This is a genomic window from Gordonia zhaorongruii (assembly GCF_007559005.1).
GTDB classification, from domain to species: domain Bacteria; phylum Actinomycetota; class Actinomycetes; order Mycobacteriales; family Mycobacteriaceae; genus Gordonia; species Gordonia zhaorongruii.
Window position 1 is genome coordinate 45,380 of sequence record NZ_CP041763.1, and the last position, 21,046, is coordinate 66,425.

A 21,046-nucleotide genomic window follows, 5' to 3' on the forward strand; every position below is an offset into this window, starting at 1 on the left:
CAGAGCCGTCGAAGAGTGATTCGACGATCGCCGGAGTGATCGAACGGCCGGGGCATCGACTCCTGCGGCCGTCATCGGTGCTGCGCGACCTCGGCGGTGGTTACATCGTGAACGGGATCATCGGCCTGATCTTCTCCGCGTCCGGCCCGGTCGCGGTGATTCTTGCGGCGGGCGCGGCCGGAAACCTCGGCACCGCCGAACTGACCTCCTGGATCTTCGGCGTCTTCGTCCTCAACGGCATCCTCACGCTGATCGCGAGCTGGGTGTACCGAATGCCGCTCGCGTTCGCCTGGACGATTCCGGGGACCGTGCTCGTCGGCGCCTCGCTGAAGAACGGTCTGACCTGGCCCGAAGTGCTCGGCGCCTTCCTGGTCACCGGTCTGCTGATCCTGTTGGTCGGGCTGACCGGGCGTGTGCGCAACGTGATGGCGGCGCTCCCGACGCCGATCGTGATGGGCATGGTCGCGGGCGTGTTCCTGCAGTTCGGCCTCGACATCGTGAACTCCGTCGGGTCGGAGCCGTGGGTGGCGCTCCCGATCGTCATCGCGTTCTTCGCCCTGCACTCGCATCGCACCGCGATGAAGCTGATGCCGCCGATCATCGGCGCGTTCCTGGTCGGGATCGCGGCGGTTGCCGCGACTGGGAAGTTCCACATGGACGACCAGGCGAGTTCGCCCATCGCGTCACCGGTCCTGCAGGCTCCGGAGTTCACCGTCCGCGGAATGATGGAACTGGTGATTCCGCTGGCGATCACCGTCATCGTCGTTCAGAACGGTCAGGGAACTGCGGTACTCCGTGCCGCGGGGCACCGGGCCCCGGTCAACCTGGTCACCGTCGCTTGCGGACTGTGGTCCGTGCTCGGCGCGGGCGTCGGCTCGGTCTCGTCGTGCCTGGCGGGTCCGACCAATGCCCTGCTGGTGGCGGGTGGACGTCGCGACCGTCAGTACATCGCGGCGTTGGTGTTCGGGGTGCTGGCGATAGTCGTCGGACTGTTCGCGCCGCTCTTCGTCGAACTGATGCAGGCCATGCCCGGGGCGTTCATCGCGACCGTCGGCGGCCTCGCATTGCTGGGTGCGCTGCAGAACTCGTTCCGCTCGGCGTTCGAGTCGCGGTTCACGATGGGCGCCCTCGTGACGTTCCTGGTGACGGTCTCCGACCTCACGGTGCTCAACATCGGCTCCGCGTTCTGGGGGTTGGTCGCCGGCGTTCTGGTCTCTCTGGCGATCGAACGCAGCGACTTCCGGGCGAAGGCCGACGCGCAGGCGGACTGACCCCGTTCCTCACCAGATCATCGGAGCGAGCATCGTCTCGGCGAATTCACGGAGGGCTTTCTCGTCGTCGATGGCGAGCACGTGCGAGGGCGCCGTGATCAGCGAGGTGACCATGCGAACCTGGATCTCGGCGGCAAGACGCAGCTGATGCTCGGGCATGCACGCACCGGCCGCGCGCAGGGTGCTGACGATGCCGCGGCTGAACTCGTCGACCATGTCCTTCACCTGCGGGGCGCTGAAGCCGACCAGCACGTCGACGGCTTCGGGGGTGTCGCCCAGGACGCGCTTGAGCAGTTCGTCGTGATTGAAGTGCGACATCGCGAGACAGAAGGCCTCGACCACCGTGGCCCGGGGATCGAGACCGAGGAGCTTCTCGCTCAGTTCGCGTACGAACTGCCGCCGGAATCGAGTGACCACTGCGCCGAGGAGGTCGTCCTTGCTGGGGAATCGGCGATACAGCGTGCTGCGGCTCACGCCCGCGTGCTCTGCGATCCGTTCTACGTTCGCGTGCCGGACACCGGCCGCGCGGAACTCCTCAGCGGCGGCCTCGAGGATCCGGTCCTGCTGTCGGCGCAGCGTCTCGTCTCGCGAGTCAGCCGCCTGCGGTGCGTCCGGTGACGGAGGTTCCGCCGAGAGGGGCCCCGCAGAAGACACCGATTCCTCCGATCTGGGTGCGATGCGATTCGGAGATCAGTGAATCACGAATAGGTAGTCCGTCTCAGTGGTTCGAGAATGCGGGCCGAGTGGAGTCGTCGGGGATCTCGGCGAACATCATCAAGTCGCGCGCTTAACAGGGAGATGTTGGACTCTGCGTGATGAACGACATGATTATGTGTGAAGATGGCCGAGGTCACTTTTGACACAGAACCGGCTATCGAGTCTCAGTACCGGTCGGTGATCAGCGTTCGAACGAGAGGTCCGCGGCGTGGCGATGGCGCAGAGTGTGCAGGGCTTCGGTCGCACCGTGCGACTCGGCGCCCGCACTCCGGTCATCGCCGTCAGCGACCTCGTCACCGGTCGGTTCCCGATTCGGGAGGCCGTCACGCAGGCCTGGTTCCTGCTGAGCATCACAGTCCTTCCCGCGCTCCTCATGGCGATCCCTTTCGGCGTCATCGTCGCGGTTCAGATCGGCGGACTGACCAGCAACTTGGGTGCGACGTCGATGGCCGGCGCGGTCGGGGGCATGGGCGTGATTCAGCAGGGGGCCCCGATGGCGGCTGCACTCCTACTCGGTGGTGCGGGAGCGTCCGCGATCACCGCCGACCTCGGCGCGCGAACTGTCCGTGAGGAGATCGACGCGATGCGCACGCTCGGCATCGATCCGACCCGGCGGCTCGTCGCTCCGCGCATGGTGGCGATGGTCCTGGTGGCGCCGGTGCTCGCGGTCCTGATCATCGTGATCGCGGTCATCGCCAGCTTCGTGGTCGCCGTGGTCGGGCAGGGTGTCGTCGCGGGTTCGTACTGGCAGTCCTTCGGCGCCTACGCGTCGACTACGGATCTGTGGATCTGCCTGCTCAAGTCCGTCATCTTCGGGTTCGTGGTGGTCGTCATCGCGAGCCGTCGCGGGCTGGAGGCGGCGGGCGGCGCTCGCGGAGTGGCCGACGCGGTGAATGCGGCGGTCGTGCTGGGGATCGTGGCGTCGATGGTGATCAACGTGATCATCACGCAGGTGACCGCGCTGTTCATCCCGGTGCAGGTGATCTGACGTGGCATCGATCAATCCGGGCCAGTCCCCGAGTGTGCACCGCCCGCAGTGGCACGCGGCGGGAGAGTTCGCAGGCCGCCCGTTCGAGTACGTCGGCCGACTGGCGACTTTCGTCGCCGACGTGCTGACCGGGCTGCCGCACACCATCCGCGCGTACCGGAAGCAGACGCTGGCGGCGTTCGCCGAGACCACGTGGGGCAACGGCTCGATCATGGTCGGCGGCGGTATCGCCAGCGTCCTGGCGGTGCTCGGAGTGTCCGTCGGTGCGATGATCGGCATCCTCGGCGTCACCAGCCTGGAGTCGCTCAACCTGTCGCCGATGGCCGGCTTGATCACCGGGTACGCGGCCACGCGTGAGATGGCGCCGATCATCGCCGCGGTCGGTTTCGCGGCGCAGGCCGGTTGCCGGATGACGGCCGAGATCGGGTCGATGCGGATATCCGAGGAGATCGACGCCCTCGAAGCGCAGGCGATCCGGCCGATACCTTTCGTCGTCGGTACCCGCGTGGTGGCAGGCGTCGCCGCGATCGTGCCGTTCTACCTGGCTTCGCTGTGCCTGGCGTACCTGTCGTCGCGGGTGGTGGTCAGCGTCCTGTACGGCCAGTCGGCGGGTGCGTACGACCGATACGTGGAGGCGTTCGTGAGCCCCGTGGACGTCGTCTACTCGACGATCAAGGTGCTCGTGTTCGCCGTCGTCGTGATCGTCGCGCACACCTACTACGGCTTCTTCGCCAGCGGTGGTCCGGAAGGAGTCGGCATCGCGTCCGGCCGTGCCATCCGTGCCAGCCTGGTACTGATCGTGGCGTTCGACATGCTTCTGTCCCTGGCCTTCTGGGGCCTGAACTCGGGATTGAACTTCGCATGAGGCGAGTGAGGCGAGGCAGGGAGCCGTCGACCAAGGCGCTTCGCGTCCGCGGACTGATAGTGGTCGTCGTGGCCGCGTGCCTGATCGCGGTGATCGCCGTCAATCCGTTCGCCGGCCCGGACGACCGGATGAGGTTCTCCATCACGGCGCCGTCGCTGCCGGACGGGATCCGGGTCGGTGTTCCGGTGGATGTTCGGGGTGAGACGGTCGGCGAGGTGTGCGCGCTGGACCTCTCGCGGCCGGACTCGACACGGATCGAGGTGTGCGTGAACTCCTCTGCAACCGGCGAGCTCACTGACGATGCAGTGGTCAGCTTCGTCTCACGCAACCTGTTCGGGTCGGACGCTCTGCGCCTGAACCCGACGCAGTCGGGCGCGCCGGTGACATCGGGAAGTGTCCTCGAGCTGGCTGAGCCACCGGCGAACTACACGATCACCGCGACGGTGCGCAGCGCCGGCTCGTTCACACTGCCGGTGCTGTCGCCGAAACTGAGCGATCTGCTGAGCCAGGTCAGCGACACCACGATCCGGCTGTCGCCCTTCCTGACAGCTGCAACCGTCGCCCTGCAGACGATGCAGCGCGGGGACGTGACGCGACTGACGTCGATGATGCCGACGATCGACGATGCACTGAACGGTGCGGGGGCGGCAGGTTCGGGCGCAGTCGGTGCGTTGGTGAAGATCATCAGCAATGAGCTGCTGCAGGACGGCGCCTACACCGCGCGCGTGCAGAACATGATCGCCGACATCGGCGGTCTGTTCTCCGACCTCGGATCGCTCTTCAACGGTATGAGCGGGCTCGGCGTGACGATGGATCTGATGACCTCGTTCACCACACCGCTCCGCTACGCGCTCCGGGACGTGACTCCCGGACAGGTGGGATCCCTGATCGACAGGTTCGGTGGTGCGTTCCACACCGATCCCGCAACCGGCCGGACCACGCTGTCGGTGGAGGCCGACCTGGACGTGGTGCCGGGTGCGGCGGCCCCGCTTCGCGCGCTCATCGCAGGCAAGGGGGCGCGCCGATGAGAAGCACCGCGTCGGCGACCAAACGGCTACTGCTGGTGCTGGTCGTGGTGATCCTGGCCGTCTACGCGATCGTGCAGGCGATCAACCGTCCGGTTCCCGGTGACGCACAGACCTACCAGGCCGAGTTCACCGACTCCTTCGGGCTGCGCGAGAACGGGGACGTCCGCGTCCGCGGCGTCATGGTGGGGAAGATCGTCGATATCGAACTCCAGCGGTCCGGCGTGGCCCGCGTGACGTTCACCGTTCGCAACCAGGATCGTCTGACTCAGAACGACCACCTGGCCATTCGCTTCCAGAACCTCGTCGGGCAGCGGTACCTGGCGATCCTGGACCGGGACGAGGCGAAGGGCGGCCAGGCCCACAGCCCGAACTCAAATGCTTCGGGAGACGAGGACGTGTCGGATCGGGCAGCCGCTCCGCCCCTCGATCCGGCGAAGGTGATCCCGGCGAGTGAGACCACGGGATCATTCGACATCACGCGCCTGTTCAACGGTCTGCGGCCGATCCTGCAGGGAGCAGACCCGGCGGTGTTCAATACGTTCGCCGACAACATGATCCACCTGTTGCAGGGCGAGAACGGCGTCGGGATCGGCGATGTCCTCAAAGATGTGGAACGCCTGTCGAGCTTCGCGACCGACAAGAACGCGATGATCCGAGTTCTCGTCGACAATCTCGGTGTCATCGCCGAGCAGCTGAAGGGCAAGGCGTCGATCATCAAGGCGTTGATGGACAACATGAAGTTGCTCTTCGACACACTCGAGACGAACCTCGAGCTCCTCAAGGGCGCGTTCGGCGAGGGTGCACGCGTGTTTCCGCCGATCGTCGAGTCGATGAAGCACGTGTTCGACCTGTCGCTCGGCGGGCACGACCGGGTGCAGGCGCGGTTGATGGAACTGGTGCCCGATACCGGGAAACTCGCTGATGCGCTGAAGCTGATTCCGACGACCATGCACGAGATCGACAGGCAGATGGACTCTCTCGGACTGTCCTGCTCGAACGGCGAGGTGAGTCTGCCCCCGATGGGTGACGTCTTGCTCAGTGGGGGGACGGTGACCTTGTGCAAGGGCTGAAGCGGTTCCAGGACTTCGCCGTCAGTGACGAGGTGGGAAGTCGCACGCAGGCGATGTGGGCGATCGTCACGCTCGTGGTGGTCGTCGTGGTGGTGGTCGTCATCGGGTTCTTCTACCTGCGGCCGGTCGGCAGAACCGAGTATCGCGTCCAGATGTCGGAGAGCGGCGGGATCACATCGAGCACCGAGGTCCGGGTGGCCGGCATCCCGGTCGGCGATGTCACCGAGGTGAAGCTCGCGGACCAGCACGTGGATGTGCGCCTCTCGGTGGAGTCCTCGGTGTTCCTCGGTGATCAGACCTCGGCGCAGGTCCGCATGCTCACCGTGGTCGGCGGTGCGTATGTCGCCCTCCTGCCCGCGGGTGATGAGCCGTTGGGGGACACCGTGATCCCCAAGGAGCGCACCACCGTGCCGTACTCGATGTCGGAAGTGCTCGACGACGCGTCGAGAACCGTGCAGCAGATCGACGCGAAGAAGATGCGGAAGGCCGCCGTGGCAGCCACCGACACCTTGGACTCGGCGCCCGGCGCGCTGCGCCGGATCGTGCCCGATGTGGAGAAGCTCATGGCCCTGCTCGACGATCAGCAACGGCAGGTGGAGAGTCTGGCGTCACTGGGCGGCGAGTACACCACCGAGCTCGCAGGCGAGCAGGAGGCGTTGGAGCAGATGATCGGCCGAATACGCGCCGTCCTGCCGGTCATGGTCGGCTACAAGGACCGCGGCATCGTCACATACGACGCGCTCTCCGAACTGGTGCTCTACGTCGGCGACGTGCTGGGCGAGCCCTATCAGAAGCGTTTCAAGCAGCCGCTGCATCGACTGGTCGAATCGGCATCGGCCACCAAGGCCACGGCTGACCGCATGAACGAGGTGATCACCATGTTGAAGGGCATGGTCGACAAACTCTCGGCCGCCGCACATCCGAAGGGTGTCGCCCTCGACTTCGGTGACCGGGTACTCGACGGTGCCGTGTGCATACCGATCGCAGGCCGGAAATGCTGAGGGGAGGTCGCGGCCGGGCCCTGGTGGTCACGCTGGTGGCGGCCCTGCTCGCGGTCGGCGGCGTGATCACCTACGTGAAGAGATCGGCTGCCGACACGTCGGCCGTATGCGCATACCTTCCGGACGGGGCGGGACTCTATGCGGGCAATGCGGTCAACATCCGCGGGGTCCGGGTCGGCACGGTCAGCGAGGTGTCGCCGTCGCCCGATCATGTCACCGTCCGGATGCAGGTCGCGGATCGGCCGTTGTCGGCGAAGACGAAAGTCGTCGCCGTGAACAACTCGGTGCTCGCTGATCGACGTCTGGAACTGGTGGATGCCTCTCCGAACGGTGGGGGCCGTCTGGCCGCAGGCGAATGCGTGCCGCGCTCGAGGAGTTTCACGCCGATCTCGGTGAGCACTGCGTTCTCCTCGTTCACCACGATGCTCGACGAATTGGGAGGTCCGGAGGGACTCGGCGGCGACCAACCGCTGGGAGCGCTGATCGCGCGGGCGCAGTCCGAGATCAAGGGCACCGGACCGGATCTGAGCAAGATCCTCCGGAACATGTCCGGTTTCATGTCGGATCCGAACGAGTTCCTCGCGCAGATGCGAACCGTCTTCGACAACGTGGCCGTGCTGACCGACGTCGCAGGCCGGAACTGGGACGCCATCCGCGACATCGGAGTGAACTCCGCCGATCTGACGCACATGATGGGCTCGTTGTTCAAGAGCTTCGTGTACATCTTCGACGGACTCGGGGAGGCGGGGCCGGGGATCGACGATCTGCTGGCGAACGTCGCACCGCCGATGCTCGACATGACTGACGATCTCAAGCCGCTGATCAACGTGGGGCTGGGGCGTCTCGACGATCTGACTGCGATGCTCCGGGAGATGCCCGGTATCGCGACGGGACTGAAGGCCTCGATGAACGGTGACAAGCGGGCGTTCGCCATCACCGTCGAGTCGCCCGAGCTGGTGGCGAGAACTCCGAGCAGCTCGGCGCTGTGCGATGCGATGAAGGCCGCGGATGCGGGCACTTGCGATCCGCGCTCGCCGCGCTCGGTCGTCGTGGATCTGGGCAAGCTCGTGACCCGAGCAGTGCAAGGGGGTGTGCGGTGATCAGATCGATGCGACGTCGTCTCGGGACCATGCTGTGCGTTCTGGCGGTAGTGGTGGCGCTCGGGGTCGTGGTCGCCGGACGAAATTACAACCCCGCCGGGTTCCTCCCGCGGATCACCGCGTCGTCGGACGCGAAGGAGGTCCACGTCGATTTCGTGTCAGCGGTGAACCTTCCGCTCGGGGCTCGCGTCGTCTTCCGCGGAACCCAGATCGGCACAGTGAACGCCATCGACCTGGTGCCGAATGCCGCACGGCTGACCCTCGGTATCGAGAACGAGGCGAAAGTTCCGGTCGGAAGCAAGGCGGAACTGCGCCAACTCACGATGCTCGGCGACATCTACGTGGCATTGACACCTCCGGATGGCGGGGCCCAGCGCATGCTCGAGGACGGGGACGCGATCGGGCTGGCCGACTCCGACCCCGGACCGCAGATCGAGGACATCATCACCAACCTGGCCGATTTCATGGCCGGCGGGTCGCTGATGCGGGCGCAGGATGCGATCGACCGAGTCAACTCGTCCGTGGACTCCCGGGGAGTGGACCTGCCTGCGGTCTCTCGGGTCGGTGCCGAGACCATCGAGGATCTGGCGGGTCGGACACGTCATCTCGACTCGATGATCGATTCACTCGAGAAGACGTCGGCGGAGATCGCCGCCGACCCGGCGGCGCTGGGATACACCTTCGGGCAGGCGGGGCATATCGGGCTCGAGCAGGTGTTCAAAGCGGTGAACGAAGGCTTCAAACTGGTCGCCGGATCGAGTCGCCTCGCCTTCGGTCTGAACTGGCTCACGCCGCGTCTGGCACAGCTCAATCCGTTCCTCTCGAAGCTGGTCCCGCTCCTCCGAAGCTATTCGGCGCACTCCACCCAATTCAACGGAAACGCAGGCAAGCTCATCGACGTCGCACAGAACGACGTGATCCCGTTCGCCGAGAACGGTGCGATCTCCGTGGACAAGATCACGATGAACTCGGGTGACGATGACGTCACGCGATCGGTCGCCTCGGTCCTGAGAATGATCGGTGCCCTGAAATGATCCTTCGGTACACGTTGTCGATCCTCGCCACGGTCGCGGTGCTGGTGGTCTCCGTCGCCTACCTGGCCGGGGGAGTGCTCAACGTGCGCCCTTTCACCGATAAGACCACGATCACCATCACCGCGCCGAAGACCAACGGCCTGCATGCGGGGTCGGCGGTCGTGTACCGAGGCGTCCCGATCGGGGATGTCGAGAAGGTGTCCTACACCGGCGACGCCGAAGTCTTGGTGACGGTCTCCTACGATGCTGCCTACCGGATCCCGGTGAACAGCGACCTGGTCATCGAGAACCAGTCGATGCTCGGCGAGACGGCCATGTACCTGGCGCCTGCGGCGGCCGGCGGACCGTACATCGGGGATGGACGGGAACTGTCGGCGAGGGTCGTCGAGGTGCCTGCGTCGGTACCCGAGCTCCTCGGATCCGCGCGGACGGTTCTCGATCAGGTCGATCCGTCTCTGGTCAACGACCTCGTCGATACGGTCGCGCAGGCATTGGCCGGAACGAAGGACGCGGTGCAGCGGCTGACGCCCGCGGCGCAGTTGGTGTCCGCGACGATGATCTACTCGCAACCCGCACTGGTGAAGATCATTCGGAACGCGACCACGATGATGGCCGACGGCGAGTGGATCGGCTCCGCCATGCGCCCGACTAAACCCGAACTGCTGATGGCAGGCCAGAACCTGTACGACGTGATCACCCATGTGAAGCCGTTCGCCGACTTCACGAACGGCGGTGAGGTGATCGCGCAACGGTGGAAGCCGACGCTCGAGCGGTCGGCGGAAACCGTCGGTGAACTCGTCCCCCCGATCAGTCGGTTCGCGCAGACGCTGGTGCCGACTGCCCGCACGGCAGGCTCGGCGATATTCTCCGACCTCAATATCGCGACGCTGCTGGAGCAGGCCATGCGGATGCTGCCGGGAGATGCCCTGCGGCTCGCGATCACACCGAAATAGACCCAGGACATCGAAGCAGACCCGGACATCGAAGCAGACCCCGGACATCGAAGCAGACCCCGGACACCGAAGCAGACCCCGGACACCGAAGCAGACATGGAACATCGAAGTAGGAACAGGACTGGTTTGACCATGAATGACACCCGAGACGACGTCGCCGGAGATCGTGCGGACGAGGACCGGATCGTCACGGACGCCGATGCTGAGAAGCGTGCGGCGGCGGCACGGTTGAAGAAGCAGCAGAAGAAGGAGAAGAAGGCGACGCAGCTCGAGGCTGCGCGTCAGGACGCGGTGGCGCAGGCGCGTGCCGAGTGGGAGCGTGAGGAGGCCGAGCGCGCCGACCGGAAACCATCGACCGGCTCGCAGATCCGCGAGTATCTCGATCCGCGGCGGCATCCGGTGGTGTGCGGCCTGGCCTTCGTCTGCGTCGCTGCGCTGATCGCGATGACGGTGCTCGCCGTGCTCTTCACCAACCGCTCCGACGACCTGGCCTCGATGCAGCAACTCGATCGGGACAAGGCTGCGGCCGAGAAGGTGGCGGGGGAGTACGCCGTGGGCGCGGCAACCTTCAAGTCGGATGATCTGCCTGCATGGTCCGCAGCTCTGAAGAAGGGGACCGCTGACGAACTCAACTCGCGGTTCGACACGGCCGTGCAGACGTTGACGCCGCTGATCCAGGAAGTCCAGTGGTCGCAGACGGCCGAGCTGATCTCTGCGAATACGGTCGACGTGCGTGCCGATCGCCAGTTCGTGGTGCAGGTGTTCGTCTCGACCGCCATGAAGAGCACCCAGAACCCGGACGGGCTCAACACCGTCACGCCGTACACGGTGACCCTCGACCGGGATGCGAATTGGCGCATCACAGACGTGGCAGGTATCGGCGGGGTTGCCCAGGATGGGTCGGCCGGGCAGGGGATGCCCGACCTCACGCCGAATGACGGTCCGGCTGCGCCCCAGTCCGGTTCGCCCCAGTCCGGTTCGCCCCAGTCCGGTTCGCTCCAGCCCGGTGCACCCCAGTCCGGTTCGCCCCAGCCTGCCCCGTGATAGGCCCCGGCCGGGTGGGGGCGATCCCGCCCGCCCTGCTGCTCCTCGCGGCCGGGTCGGCGACGACCGTGATGTGCGTATGGGCCCGTGGGTTCGGATCGCGGGTCCCGGACTCGGCGGACATCGGACGCGAGGAGGTCAGCAAGGCGGGTAGTCCGGAGGAGTTGAGCGCGGTAGGAGCCCAGAGCGATATGGGTGCGGTGCTGCTCGTACTCGCCGCGACTCTCATGGCCGTGGCGCTGTGGCGGCTCAGCCCGAAGTACCGGCCGGTGGTCGCGGGCTACGTGACGATCGGCTGCGGACTCGCCGGTGTCACTGCTGCACTCTGGTTCGTCCTGGACGGGGGCCGGCAGCTCGCCGCATTCGGATCATCGATGCAGATGCAGTCCGACACAGTGGAAGTCACGGTGTGGCCGTGGGTGACCATCGCGTGCTTCGGCGCCGCGTGCCTGGTCGGCGTCGTGCTCGTCCCCGGCAGGCCGACGCCGACCGGTTCGCCACCAGGTGCGGACTCGGTCGCGGGCCGGCTGACCGGTGAGCGTTAGCCGCGGAAACCGCGTCCGGCCAACTCCTCGAGCACCCGCACGTCGCCCTGATACGGCTCGGTCGCACGCGGCCAGTGCACGATCACATCGGTGAACCCGATCTCGGCGGCGCGTCCGACCAGCGAGTCGAAGTGCTCCACGCTCCGCAACGGTGATCCGGGAGCGAAGTCGAGGCTCAGGTAGGTGTCGAGGGACCGTCCTGCGGCGGCCGCGGTCTCGGTGAGCAGCCGGTGGTTCGCAGCCACGGCGCCGAACCACTCGTCGAGCGACTCGGCGCCGGTTCCGGTGGTCACCCAGCCGTCACCGTGGCGGGCCGCGAAACGCACTGAGCGGGGCCCGTTTCCAGCGAGGAGCAGCGGAACGCGAGAGCGCACCTCGCCGCCGACCAGCCGCACGTCGCGTGCGGCGAAGTAGTCACCGTCGGCATCGACGTGATCCTCGCGGAGCGTACGGTCCAGGAGCCGGGTGAACTCCTGGAAACGATCGACGCGCCGGCCGGTGGCAAGCGGTCGTTGTCCCAGGATGCCGTCATCCGGGCTGCCGCCCACGCCGAGGCCGAGGAGCAGCCGGCCGTCGGAGATGTCGGCGAGGGTCTGCACCTCCCGCGACAATGCGGTCGGCTCACGGAAGTTCGGTGAGATGACGTAGCTGCCCAGCTTGATCGTGCTGGTGACCATCGATGCCGCGGTGAGGGTCGGGATGCACGAGAACCATCGGGAGTCCGGCAGCCCGCCCCACACCAGATGGTCGTACGTCCACGCGTGGTCGAACCCCATCTCCTCGGCGCGCTGCCACAACGGCTGCGCTCGGCGCCACGGCATCTCGGGCAGGATGCAGATCCCATATCGCATGGATCCGACGATAGACCCACGCGGCGATCGGGCTGAGGCGGCGAGGTCGGCTGGGCGAGTCCGGCCAGGGTGCTGTTAGGTTCGGATCCATGACCCACGTATTCGATGAGGCGATCACCGTCGAGAAGCTCGACGCAGAACACGGATACGCCGTCCGCGCCACCACTCACCCCGCCTACAACAACATGGTCGGACCGTTCGGCGGGATCACCGCGGCGACGGTCGTCGCGGCGATCGGCGATCACCCGGACGTGCTCGGTGAGCCCCTCGCGCTGACGATCAACTACGTCGCGCCGATCGCCGAAGGGCAGTGGGATCTGACGCTCACGGCGGTCCGCACCAACCGCACCAACCAGCACTGGACGTTCACCATCGACCAGAACGAGCAGACGGTCGCCACCGGGACATCGGTGTTCGGTGTCCGGCGCGACACGTGGGCCGACACGGAGGCGCGCGTTCCCGAGGCTCCTGCGCCCGTCGACGTCCCGGCGGTCGACTTCCCGGACTTCATCGCCTGGGCGGCGAACTACGAGAAGCGGTTCGTCGCCGGAGGCCTGGAGGACGGGGCGAGTGACGACTCGACGTCCACGCTGTGGCTGCGGGACCTTCCGGAGCGGGATCTGGACTACCCGGCCCTGACGTCGATGACCGACGCCTTCTTCCCGCGAGCCTTCCTGCGGCAGGGAACCTATCTGCCCGCGGGCACCATCTCGCTCACCACGTACTTCCACGCGACGTCGGAAGAACTTGCCGCTCAAGGGAGCTCACCGGTGCTGGCGACGGCCCGCGGCGCCCGCTTCGGCAACGGGCACTTCGACCAGTACGGACAGATCTGGGGAGACGGTGACGTGCTCCTTGCGACCACTCACCAGCTCGTCTACTTCAAGGACCTGAAAGCCTGACCGTCTCGCATCGCCAACACGCGTGGCGCGGCCGCCGGTGGCGCTGATCGCCTGGCCCCGACGCCCCGACGCCCCGAACGCAACGCGGCCCGCCGGAATCCGGCGGGCCGCACTGGTGGATCGGTGAATCAGATGACGCCGAGCGAGCGCATCGCGTCGGCGACCTTCACGAAGCCGGCGATGTTGGCGCCGCTCACGTAGTTGCCCGGGTCGCCGTACTCGTCGGCGGTGCTCAGGCAGTTGTTGTGGATGTCGCGCATGATCACGTTGAGACGCTCCTCCGCGTAGCCGAAGCTCCACGAGTCGCGCGACGCGTTCTGCTGCATCTCCAGTGCCGACGTGGCGACGCCGCCTGCGTTCGCTGCCTTGCCCGGCGCGTATCCGACGCCTGCGGCCTGCAGGACCTTGATGGCTTCCGGCGTGGTCGGCATGTTGGCGCCTTCCGCGACGATGGTGCAGCCGTTCTTCACGAGAGCCTCGGCGTCGTTCTCGTCGAGCTCGTTCTGCGTCGCACAGGGGAGCGCGATGTCGGCGGGAACCTGCCAGAGCGTGCCCTCGGTGCCGACCTTGGTGCCGTTGCCCCGCAACTCGGCGTACTCCGCCAGTCGGGCGCGACGGACCTGCTTGACCTCCTTGAGGATCTCCAGGTCGATGCCCTTGTCGTCGATGACATAGCCGGACGAATCCGAGCAGCCGATCACGGTGCCGCCGAGCTGGTGGATCTTCTCGATCGCGTACGTCGCGACGTTGCCCGAGCCGGAGACGAGGACCTTCTTGCCCTCGAAGGTCTGGCCCTTCGACTTCAGCATCTCGTCGACGAAGAACACCGCGCCGTAGCCGGTGGCCTCCGGGCGAACCTGCGAGCCGCCCCAGGACATGCCCTTACCGGTGAGGACGCCCGACTCGTAGCGGTTCGTGATGCGCTTGTACTGGCCGAACAGGTAGCCGATCTCGCGGCCGCCGACGCCGATGTCGCCCGCGGGTACGTCGGTGTACTCACCGATGTGGCGGTACAGCTCAGTCATGAACGACTGGCAGAAGCGCATGATCTCGTTGTCGGACAGGCCCTTGGGATCGAAGTCCGAGCCGCCCTTGCCGCCGCCGATGGGCAGGCCGGTCAGCGAGTTCTTGAAGATCTGCTCGAAGCCGAGGAACTTCACGATCGACAGGTTCACCGACGGGTGGAACCGGAGTCCGCCCTTGTACGGTCCGAGCGCCGAGTTGAACTCGACGCGGAAGCCGCGGTTGATCTGCACGTCGCCGTTCGCATCGGTCCACGGCACACGGAAGATGATCTGCCGCTCCGGCTCGCACATCCGAGTCAGGACGTCCGAGTACTCGGGGTGCTTCGCGATGACGGGGCTCAGCGAGTCGAAGACCTCACGGACGGCCTGCTGGAATTCCGGCTCTCCGGGGTTCCGGTGATCGACGGTGTCAAAGATCTCCTGTAGCTGCGGGGCCCAGGCATTCATACGCACAACTCTCTACTCGAACGTAAGCAACGTCTGGACAAACAGGCGTCGCTCGATCTCGGCGGCGCATACCTAAAGGTCGGCCGCCGAGCGATTCCGCGTGTCACTCTATCGGCGCCGAACGGTCACGTGAAACTTCAGTCCTGCTTTGTGGGATTCGCCACGAGCGCACGACGGCTCCGAGAGCGGCCGAAACAGCAGGTCAGGGCGTAGAGCAGTGGCCTGCTCGAGTGTACGACAGACTGTCGGAGATGTGCGCGGGAAGCAGGGTCAGAGCACCGCTTTCAGGAATGCCCGCGTGCGGTCGTTCTCGGGATTCTCGAAGATCTGCTCGGGCGGTCCGGACTCCGCGATCCGCCCTGCGTCGAACATCATCACGCGGTCGGACACCTCGCGGGCGAAGCGCATCTCGTGGGTGACGATGAGCATGGTGATGTCGGTGCTGGTGGCGATGTCGCGGAGCACCGACAGGACGTCGTCGACGAGCTCGGGATCCAGCGCCGAGGTGACCTCGTCGAGGAGCATCACCTGCGGGTCCATCGCGAGACAGCGCGCGATCGCGACGCGCTGCTGCTGACCGCCGGACAACTGGGTCGGGTGGGCGTTCTCCTTGTCGCTCAACCCGACCAGCTCGAGAAGTTCCCTGGCCCGCTGCACTGCCTCGTCCTTGGTCTTCCCGAGGACGTGAACCGGCGCCTCGGTGATGTTCGCCAGCACGTTCATGTTCGGGAACAGGTTGAACTGCTGGAAGACCATGCCGATCTGCTTACGACGCTCGCGGAGGTACTTCTCCTTCGCGCGCACGAGGCGGTCGCCGCGCTGCTCATGGGTCAGCGGCTGGCCGTCCACCCAGATCACCCCGTCGGTGATGGTCTCCAAGGTCATCAGCAGTCGCAGGATGGTGGTCTTACCGGACCCGCTCGGACCGATCAGCGTGACCTTCTCGCCGCGATCGACACGGAAGTCGAGGTGATCGAGCACCACGTTCGCGCCGAACTGCTTGACCACCTGCTCGAATCGGATCATCTCCGTCGAGTCGGACCGGTCGGCCTCGGCGTGCTCGGACTCCGGGGGCATCTCAGTAGGCAAGGCGTTTCTCCAGTTGTCGGATCAGCACGGACGTCGGGTAGCTGGCGATCAGGAAGAATGCGCCGGCCAGGGTGAATGCCTCCAGGTACGCGAAGTGGGCGGCACCGTAGTTCTGTGCGGCGGTGACCAGTTCGATGACGGTGATCGTGAACAGGTAAGGGGTGTCCTTGAACATGGAGACCGCGTTGTTGCCCAGGGCGGGCGTGCTGTTGCGGACCACCTGCGGCAGGATGACGGCCCGCCACGTGCGGCCGGCCGGCAGCGACAGTGCGCGCGCCGCCTCCCACTGACCTCTCGGAATCTCCTCGATCCCGGCGCGGTACACCTCGGCCATGTAACTGGAGTAGTGCACGCCGAGGACGGCGATGCCGATCTGCAGTGCGGAGAACTGCGGCAGGAGCGCATACAGGAAGAGGAGCTGCATGACGATCGGGGTGAGCCGCACGAACTCGGCCACCATGTGCACCGGGAGCGACAGCCACCGTGGTGCCGACCTTCGGACCACCGCGATGAACAGTCCGAGCACGGCGGCCACCAGGAAGCCGATCGCCGTAGCGAGCAGCGTGATCTTGAAGCCCTCCCACAGCAGTGGGAGCGCTTCCTCGGCGCGGGTCCAACTCCAATCGATCATGGCAGGGCCCCCTTCGGCGCTCTACTCGTCGGACTGAAGCTGAGGACTTCCTTCAGCGATGGGCCGCGGCCGAGCTTGTGCTTGGCGCGTGCCTCGACCAGGTTGATGAGCAAGGTGACCAGATAGGCGAGAACCAGGTAGATCACCAGACCGATGCCGAACGAGAACAGAGTGTCGCCGGTGGACTTCTGCAGCACGACGACACCGGCGGTCAGGTCCTGCAGGGTGATGAACGATGCGAACGCCGTGCCCTTGAGCAGGTGGATCAACAGATTCCCCAGCGAGGGGATCATCATCGCCCAGGCCTGTGGGAAGACGATCCGGCGCAGTCGTTGCCACGGACTGAAACTCAGGGCCACCGCAGCCTCCACCTGGCCGGGTGCCACCGAGTTCAGTGCGCCGCGGACCACTTCGGCGCCGTACGCGCCGTAATTGAGACCGAGCGCCAGGACACCGCAGAACACCGGATCCAGTTGGTAGCCCATCAACGGGAGTACGTAGAACAGCCAGAACAGCTGGACCACGAGAGACGTCCCGCGGAAGAACTCGATCAGCACTCGTGCGACGAAGCGGATCGGCAGGAATCGGACCCGGACGATCGTGCCCAGCCCCACGGCGAGCACGAAGGCGAGCAGCCCACCGAACGCGGTGAGCTCGAGAGTGACGACGATGCCCTCCCCGAGGCGGGGGAGGGCATCGATCAGTGCATCGATGTTGTGGTTCACCGACGCGCAGCTCCCGTCACGCGCCGCTGCACAGCTGCTCCGTGGTCAGCGAAGGATCCGGGATGTTCTCCTCGGTGAAACCGAACGGTCCGAGAATCCGCATGTACTCCGCCTTATCGGAGAGGATCTTCTTCACCTCCGCGTTGTAGGCGTCGCGCAGCGAGGTGTCGCCCTTGCGGAAGACGGTGGCGCCCGCGGGGTTCTGCGGCTTGCCGTCGATCACCGCGATGAACGGCTTGGTCACCTCGACGTTGAGGCCGGGTGTGTTGTCCTTGGCGTAGTTGAGGGAGACGGCGGTGAGAGCGAAGACGTCCGCGCGGCCGGAGTTCACCGCATCGATTCCGGACTGCTGGTCCTTGACCAGCATCGGATCCTTGATGGCCAGCTCGGATGCGTAATCGGCCTCGATGGCTCCGGTCATCGCCGCCATCTTGGCGCCGCTGCTCTTGATGGTGTCCATGTTCGACAGGTTCTTCGGATTGCCCGGCTTCACCATGAGGGCGGTCGTGTAGTTGATCTCGGGAACGCTGAACGCAGCCTGACTGCAGCGCTCGGGCGTGATCGACATGCCCGCGCTCACCAGGTCGTACCGTTTGGCGTTCAGTCCCGGGATCAGGCCGCCCCAGTCGGTTTTGACGCCCTTCACGTTGTCGACGCCGAGCCGCTTGAACACCTCGCGGTGCAGCGCGATGGTGCCACCGGTGATCTCGCCGTCCTTCTCGAAGGAGTACGGCGCCTCGTTAGCGAAGGCGACGGTCACGGTGCCCTTCTCCCTGAGGGAATCGAGCGTCAACTCGCCGTCGGTGTCGGTCTTAGTGCATGCCGTCAGGGCGCTCGCGGCGAGGAGGACTGCAGCCAGTCCGGCCCCGAGTCTGCGTGCACGGTGCTTGTTCTCGCGTTGGATCCTCATGTCGTCTCCCTGAGAAGGGCGCGCCGACCCGGGATCGACCCCGACGGTCTGATGGTTTCGACCACCGACTCCGTGTCCGCTGCCAATGTGATGCGATCGGTTGAACTTCTGGGTGATTCGACCGTACCCAGAGGTGTGCGAACCTCGTGCCGTTTTCCGAAGGTGCGTCCGCCCTTGACCGTTGGGTTCACCGGGGCGGCGCCGATGCGGGCGGAACCCCGCGACGCGGACACGCGAGTTCGGCGAGTGAACCCCACTTCTCGGCCCGTGCGAGCTACGGTGAGGTACGTCACAGTCTCCAGAAGCGGAGGTGCGCCATGACCGACCCGATGACCGCGGATCTCGATGGATTCGATGAGGCTGCTTACGATGCGGCCCAGGACGGGAGGTGGCGCGAGTTCCGTATCCGGCTGGCCGACTACCTGGCCGATCTGTGTCCCGCGGACCCGCCGTTCCTGATGTTCGACTTCGTCGACACCGAGCTCGGTCAGTCGGCGGCCATCACCGCGGTCTGCGACGGCGACGACCGACTCGAACTGGCCATCGACGGCCGGACTCTGGCCGCGACCGTGTGCGACCACGACGGCCGCGTGCGACTGCTGCGGGACGACGGTTGGGCGGTGCACGGCGATGACTCACTGCTCCGCGACTTCGACCTGAGGCACGTCGACGCGGCGGCAGTTGCCGTCGAGCACGCCTTCCGGGAGGTGTGGGGGATCCCCGATCCGTCGTATCTGCTCGGGGACGAGAACGACATTCTGCGCCAGTTCACCGATCCGCAGGAGCGGCGCAACGTCTGACGGCCTCGATCCGGTGCGCCGGAGTCGGGCCGACCGGGCGCAGAGGTCGGCCCGGCGTCAGACGCGCGCTGTGCGATTGTCCGCCGGGGCGGGCGGTGTCGAGGTGACAGCGGACCGACGGGACAGTCCGAGCGCGAGCGAGACGCCGCCTGCGACGACTGCGATCACGCCGAAGACCGCGGTGGCGATCCAGAGGTCCTGTGTGAAGCCGAAATCGGTGACTCCTGCGAGCACACCGGTGATGATCGCGCCGAGAATTGCGACTGCGGCGACGACTCCGAGGCCCACACTGTGCAAGACGGCGCGACGTCCGAGGTCTTCACCGATGAACCCCTCCGGGCGCTCGCCGGAGTACTCGCGCCGCCACACCTGGATGGCGGACAGGCTGCCGACGTGCTCCCAACCCATCTCGGTGCGCGTCCGGTAATAGTGCGCGGGGATCGGCTCGTCTCGTCGTTCGACGGCGAAGCGCATGGTCGCCGGGGTGCCGCGGCGAAAGCGCATGCGCACCGGGCTCGTCGCGTCGACGACGTCGAGGATCTGGCCCTCGGCGGCCTTGCCTTCGAGGTACAGCTCAAGGTCGTCGGGTGACGGGTGGCGTACGGGAACAAGCCACGCCGATGCGTTGGTCGCGCTCATCTGGCACCTCCATGGTGGGTAATCGATGCTGTCTTTGACAACGACTGTTGTTCGGTTGGTGTTCCTCGGTCAAGCGGTTTGAGACGGAAGTCACGGAATCGTCTCACTGGGTGGTGTCGGACTGCACTGGGTGGTTTCGGACTGGGTGGTGTCGTGGATGAGAGCCCACGAGAGCGGTACGGATGAGGCAGCCGACGGCGTGGCAGGGGGCGGCTTCGTCGGCTCGCGTGACCGGGCCCGCAGCGTTCCGGCCCAGGAGGCGGTGCGATCGCCCGAACGTCGATACTCTCGAAACGATCACGGCCCGCGGACACCCTCTCCGATGCGAAGGACCCCATGACACGCGACGCACCAGAACCCGGCGACCTGATGGCGGCCGAGATCGCTGAACAACCGCAAGTGTGGCGCGACCTGCTCGCGGCACGCACCGACTACGAGGAGGTCGGCGCCGCGATCGCTGCGGCGGCCCCGCGGTTCGTGCAGTTCGTCGCCCGTGGCACCAGCGACCACGCCGCGCTGTACGCCAAGTACCTGGTGGAGGTGGGCCTGCAGATCCCGGCCGGCATGGTGTCGCCGTCGTCGATCACCGTGTACGGCGCACAACCGGACATGCGAGATGTGCTGGTGATCGCGGTCTCGCAGTCCGGCGGGTCGCCCGATCTGCTGCGGACGGTCGAAACGGCTCGCGCCGCCGGAGCGCTGACGCTCGCCGTCACGAACAACGAGTCCTCCCCGTTGTCGGAAGCGGCGCAGCTGCATGTCATGGTGCGGGCTGGAGCGGAGCGATCGGTGGCTGCCACCAAGTCGTACACAGCTGAACTGCTGGCTCTGCATCTGGTGATCTCCGGGTGGCGTGGAGTGTCGACTGCGGCTGCCGACGTGCTTCCCGATCTGGGTGATCAAGTGCTCGGTTCCGCACCGGCCGTGTCGCAGGCGGCACAGCGCTACCGATTCGCCCAGCGGCTGCTGACGACCGGGCGCGGGTTCTCTTATCCGACTGCGCGTGAGGCGGCCTTGAAGCTCATGGAGACGTCCTACCTCACGGCGCAGTCCTTCTCGGGTGCCGACCTGCTTCACGGTCCGCTCGCCACCGTCGACCCGCAACTGCCGGTGCTCGCCGTGGTGCCGTCGGGCCGTGGGGGAGCGGCGATGGAACCGGTGCTCGGCCGCCTCGCGGAGCAACGCGCCGACGTGTTCGGTGTCGGATCCGCCGATCGGATCGCGGCACTGTCGGAAGGCATCGTCCTCCCGGACGCGCCGGAGGAGCTCTCGCCGTTACTCGAGGTGATTCCGTTCCAATTGATGGCACTGCACTTGTCGCTCGCGCGGGGCGAGGATCCGGACCGTCCCCGGGGCCTGCGCAAAGTGACTGAGACGTTGTGAGGGAGACGCTGTGAGGGCGACGTTGTGA

At 66.2% G+C, this 21,046-nt stretch carries 22 protein-coding genes; 14 read left to right on the forward strand and 8 right to left on the reverse strand.

Translation table 11 applies throughout. The annotated features are described in order from the left end of the window. Positions 1-26 precede the first annotated feature (26 nt). On the forward strand, positions 27-1,271 hold the full coding sequence (locus FO044_RS00235; RefSeq protein WP_132993392.1) for a benzoate/H(+) symporter BenE family transporter: 1,245 nt from the start codon (positions 27-29) through the stop codon (positions 1,269-1,271). Positions 1,272-1,280: 9 nt separating this feature from the next. On the opposite strand, the gene FO044_RS00240 is transcribed toward FO044_RS00235, so the two are convergent. Then, positions 1,281-1,925, reverse strand: a complete 645-nt coding sequence (locus FO044_RS00240; protein WP_235831381.1) for a TetR/AcrR family transcriptional regulator — start codon at positions 1,923-1,925, stop codon at positions 1,281-1,283. Positions 1,926-2,196: 271 nt separating this feature from the next. Between FO044_RS00240 and FO044_RS00245 the strand changes: the two genes are divergently transcribed. The 10 genes from FO044_RS00245 to FO044_RS00290 all read left to right on the forward strand — a co-directional run bounded on the left by FO044_RS00245 (position 2,197) and on the right by FO044_RS00290 (position 11,616). After that, positions 2,197-2,976, forward strand: coding sequence for an MlaE family ABC transporter permease (locus FO044_RS00245; protein WP_132992704.1), 780 nt, complete (start codon positions 2,197-2,199; stop codon positions 2,974-2,976). Positions 2,977-2,986: 10 nt separating this feature from the next. Beyond that, complete coding sequence (locus FO044_RS00250) at positions 2,987-3,841, forward strand: MlaE family ABC transporter permease (protein ID WP_235831463.1); 855 nt, start codon at positions 2,987-2,989, stop codon at positions 3,839-3,841. Beyond that, complete coding sequence (locus tag FO044_RS00255) at positions 3,838-4,869, forward strand: MlaD family protein (protein WP_412917601.1); 1,032 nt, start codon at positions 3,838-3,840, stop codon at positions 4,867-4,869. Before FO044_RS00250 ends, FO044_RS00255 begins: the two co-directional genes overlap by 4 nt. Then, positions 4,866-5,939 (forward strand): MlaD family protein, encoded by a 1,074-nt coding sequence (locus FO044_RS00260; protein ID WP_132992707.1) that lies wholly within the window; start codon positions 4,866-4,868, stop codon positions 5,937-5,939. The genes FO044_RS00255 and FO044_RS00260 overlap by 4 nt, the downstream gene beginning before the upstream one ends. After that, a complete protein-coding gene (locus FO044_RS00265; RefSeq protein ID WP_132992708.1) occupies positions 5,927-6,940 on the forward strand; it encodes an MlaD family protein in 1,014 nt (337 codons plus the stop codon). Before FO044_RS00260 ends, FO044_RS00265 begins: the two co-directional genes overlap by 13 nt. Further along, complete coding sequence (locus FO044_RS00270) at positions 6,934-8,040, forward strand: MlaD family protein (protein WP_132992709.1); 1,107 nt, start codon at positions 6,934-6,936, stop codon at positions 8,038-8,040. Before FO044_RS00265 ends, FO044_RS00270 begins: the two co-directional genes overlap by 7 nt. 8 nt (positions 8,041-8,048) lie before the next feature. Beyond that, positions 8,049-9,074, forward strand: a complete 1,026-nt coding sequence (locus FO044_RS00275; RefSeq protein ID WP_132992710.1) for an MlaD family protein — start codon at positions 8,049-8,051, stop codon at positions 9,072-9,074. Beyond that, entirely contained in the window at positions 9,071-10,027 is a 957-nt protein-coding gene (locus tag FO044_RS00280; RefSeq protein ID WP_132992711.1) for an MlaD family protein, read from the forward strand. The genes FO044_RS00275 and FO044_RS00280 overlap by 4 nt, the downstream gene beginning before the upstream one ends. Positions 10,028-10,159: 132 nt before the next feature. Further along, positions 10,160-11,071: a proline-rich domain-containing protein gene (locus tag FO044_RS00285; RefSeq protein ID WP_186290563.1), complete on the forward strand. Its 912-nt coding sequence runs from the start codon at positions 10,160-10,162 to the stop codon at positions 11,069-11,071. Then, positions 11,068-11,616: a hypothetical protein gene (locus tag FO044_RS00290; protein WP_186290564.1), complete on the forward strand. Its 549-nt coding sequence runs from the start codon at positions 11,068-11,070 to the stop codon at positions 11,614-11,616. Before FO044_RS00285 ends, FO044_RS00290 begins: the two co-directional genes overlap by 4 nt. Here the strand turns inward: FO044_RS00290 and FO044_RS00295 are convergent. Then, positions 11,613-12,467, reverse strand: coding sequence for an LLM class flavin-dependent oxidoreductase (locus FO044_RS00295; protein WP_132992712.1), 855 nt, complete (start codon positions 12,465-12,467; stop codon positions 11,613-11,615). The genes FO044_RS00290 and FO044_RS00295 overlap by 4 nt on opposite strands. 89 nt (positions 12,468-12,556) lie before the next feature. On the opposite strand from FO044_RS00295, the gene FO044_RS00300 reads away from it, so the two are divergent. After that, positions 12,557-13,369 carry an acyl-CoA thioesterase gene (locus tag FO044_RS00300; protein ID WP_132992713.1) on the forward strand — a complete coding sequence of 271 codons (813 nt, stop codon included), beginning with the start codon at positions 12,557-12,559 and terminating at the stop codon, positions 13,367-13,369. Between the two features lie 128 nt (positions 13,370-13,497). Here FO044_RS00300 and gdhA read toward each other — a convergent pair whose 3' ends face one another. From gdhA to ehuB, 5 genes are all read right to left on the reverse strand, one after another. Beyond that, positions 13,498-14,841 carry an NADP-specific glutamate dehydrogenase gene (gdhA, locus tag FO044_RS00305; protein ID WP_132992714.1) on the reverse strand — a complete coding sequence of 448 codons (1,344 nt, stop codon included), beginning with the start codon at positions 14,839-14,841 and terminating at the stop codon, positions 13,498-13,500. A gap of 270 nt (positions 14,842-15,111) precedes the next feature. Next, positions 15,112-15,867 carry an ectoine/hydroxyectoine ABC transporter ATP-binding protein EhuA gene (gene ehuA, locus FO044_RS00310; protein ID WP_132993394.1) on the reverse strand — a complete coding sequence of 252 codons (756 nt, stop codon included), beginning with the start codon at positions 15,865-15,867 and terminating at the stop codon, positions 15,112-15,114. A gap of 52 nt (positions 15,868-15,919) precedes the next feature. Further along, positions 15,920-16,561 (reverse strand): ectoine/hydroxyectoine ABC transporter permease subunit EhuD, encoded by a 642-nt coding sequence (ehuD, locus tag FO044_RS00315; protein ID WP_132992715.1) that lies wholly within the window; start codon positions 16,559-16,561, stop codon positions 15,920-15,922. Further along, positions 16,558-17,286, reverse strand: a complete 729-nt coding sequence (gene ehuC, locus FO044_RS00320; protein WP_132992716.1) for an ectoine/hydroxyectoine ABC transporter permease subunit EhuC — start codon at positions 17,284-17,286, stop codon at positions 16,558-16,560. Before ehuC ends, ehuD begins: the two co-directional genes overlap by 4 nt. 16 nt (positions 17,287-17,302) lie before the next feature. Beyond that, entirely contained in the window at positions 17,303-18,196 is an 894-nt protein-coding gene (ehuB, locus tag FO044_RS00325; protein WP_132992717.1) for an ectoine/hydroxyectoine ABC transporter substrate-binding protein EhuB, read from the reverse strand. Between the two features lie 317 nt (positions 18,197-18,513). Here ehuB and FO044_RS00330 point away from each other — a divergent pair, with 317 nt between their 5' ends. Further along, the gene (locus FO044_RS00330) at positions 18,514-18,996 is read left to right on the forward strand and encodes a TY-Chap domain-containing protein (RefSeq protein WP_132992718.1); all 483 of its coding nucleotides are present in this window, start codon (positions 18,514-18,516) and stop codon (positions 18,994-18,996) included. A gap of 57 nt (positions 18,997-19,053) precedes the next feature. Here FO044_RS00330 and FO044_RS00335 read toward each other — a convergent pair whose 3' ends face one another. Further along, on the reverse strand, positions 19,054-19,635 hold the full coding sequence (locus FO044_RS00335; protein ID WP_132992719.1) for a DUF2812 domain-containing protein: 582 nt from the start codon (positions 19,633-19,635) through the stop codon (positions 19,054-19,056). Positions 19,636-20,004: 369 nt separating this feature from the next. Here FO044_RS00335 and FO044_RS00340 point away from each other — a divergent pair, with 369 nt between their 5' ends. Then, the gene (locus tag FO044_RS00340) at positions 20,005-21,018 is read left to right on the forward strand and encodes an SIS domain-containing protein (RefSeq protein WP_207924503.1); all 1,014 of its coding nucleotides are present in this window, start codon (positions 20,005-20,007) and stop codon (positions 21,016-21,018) included. Positions 21,019-21,046: the final 28 nt, after the last annotated feature.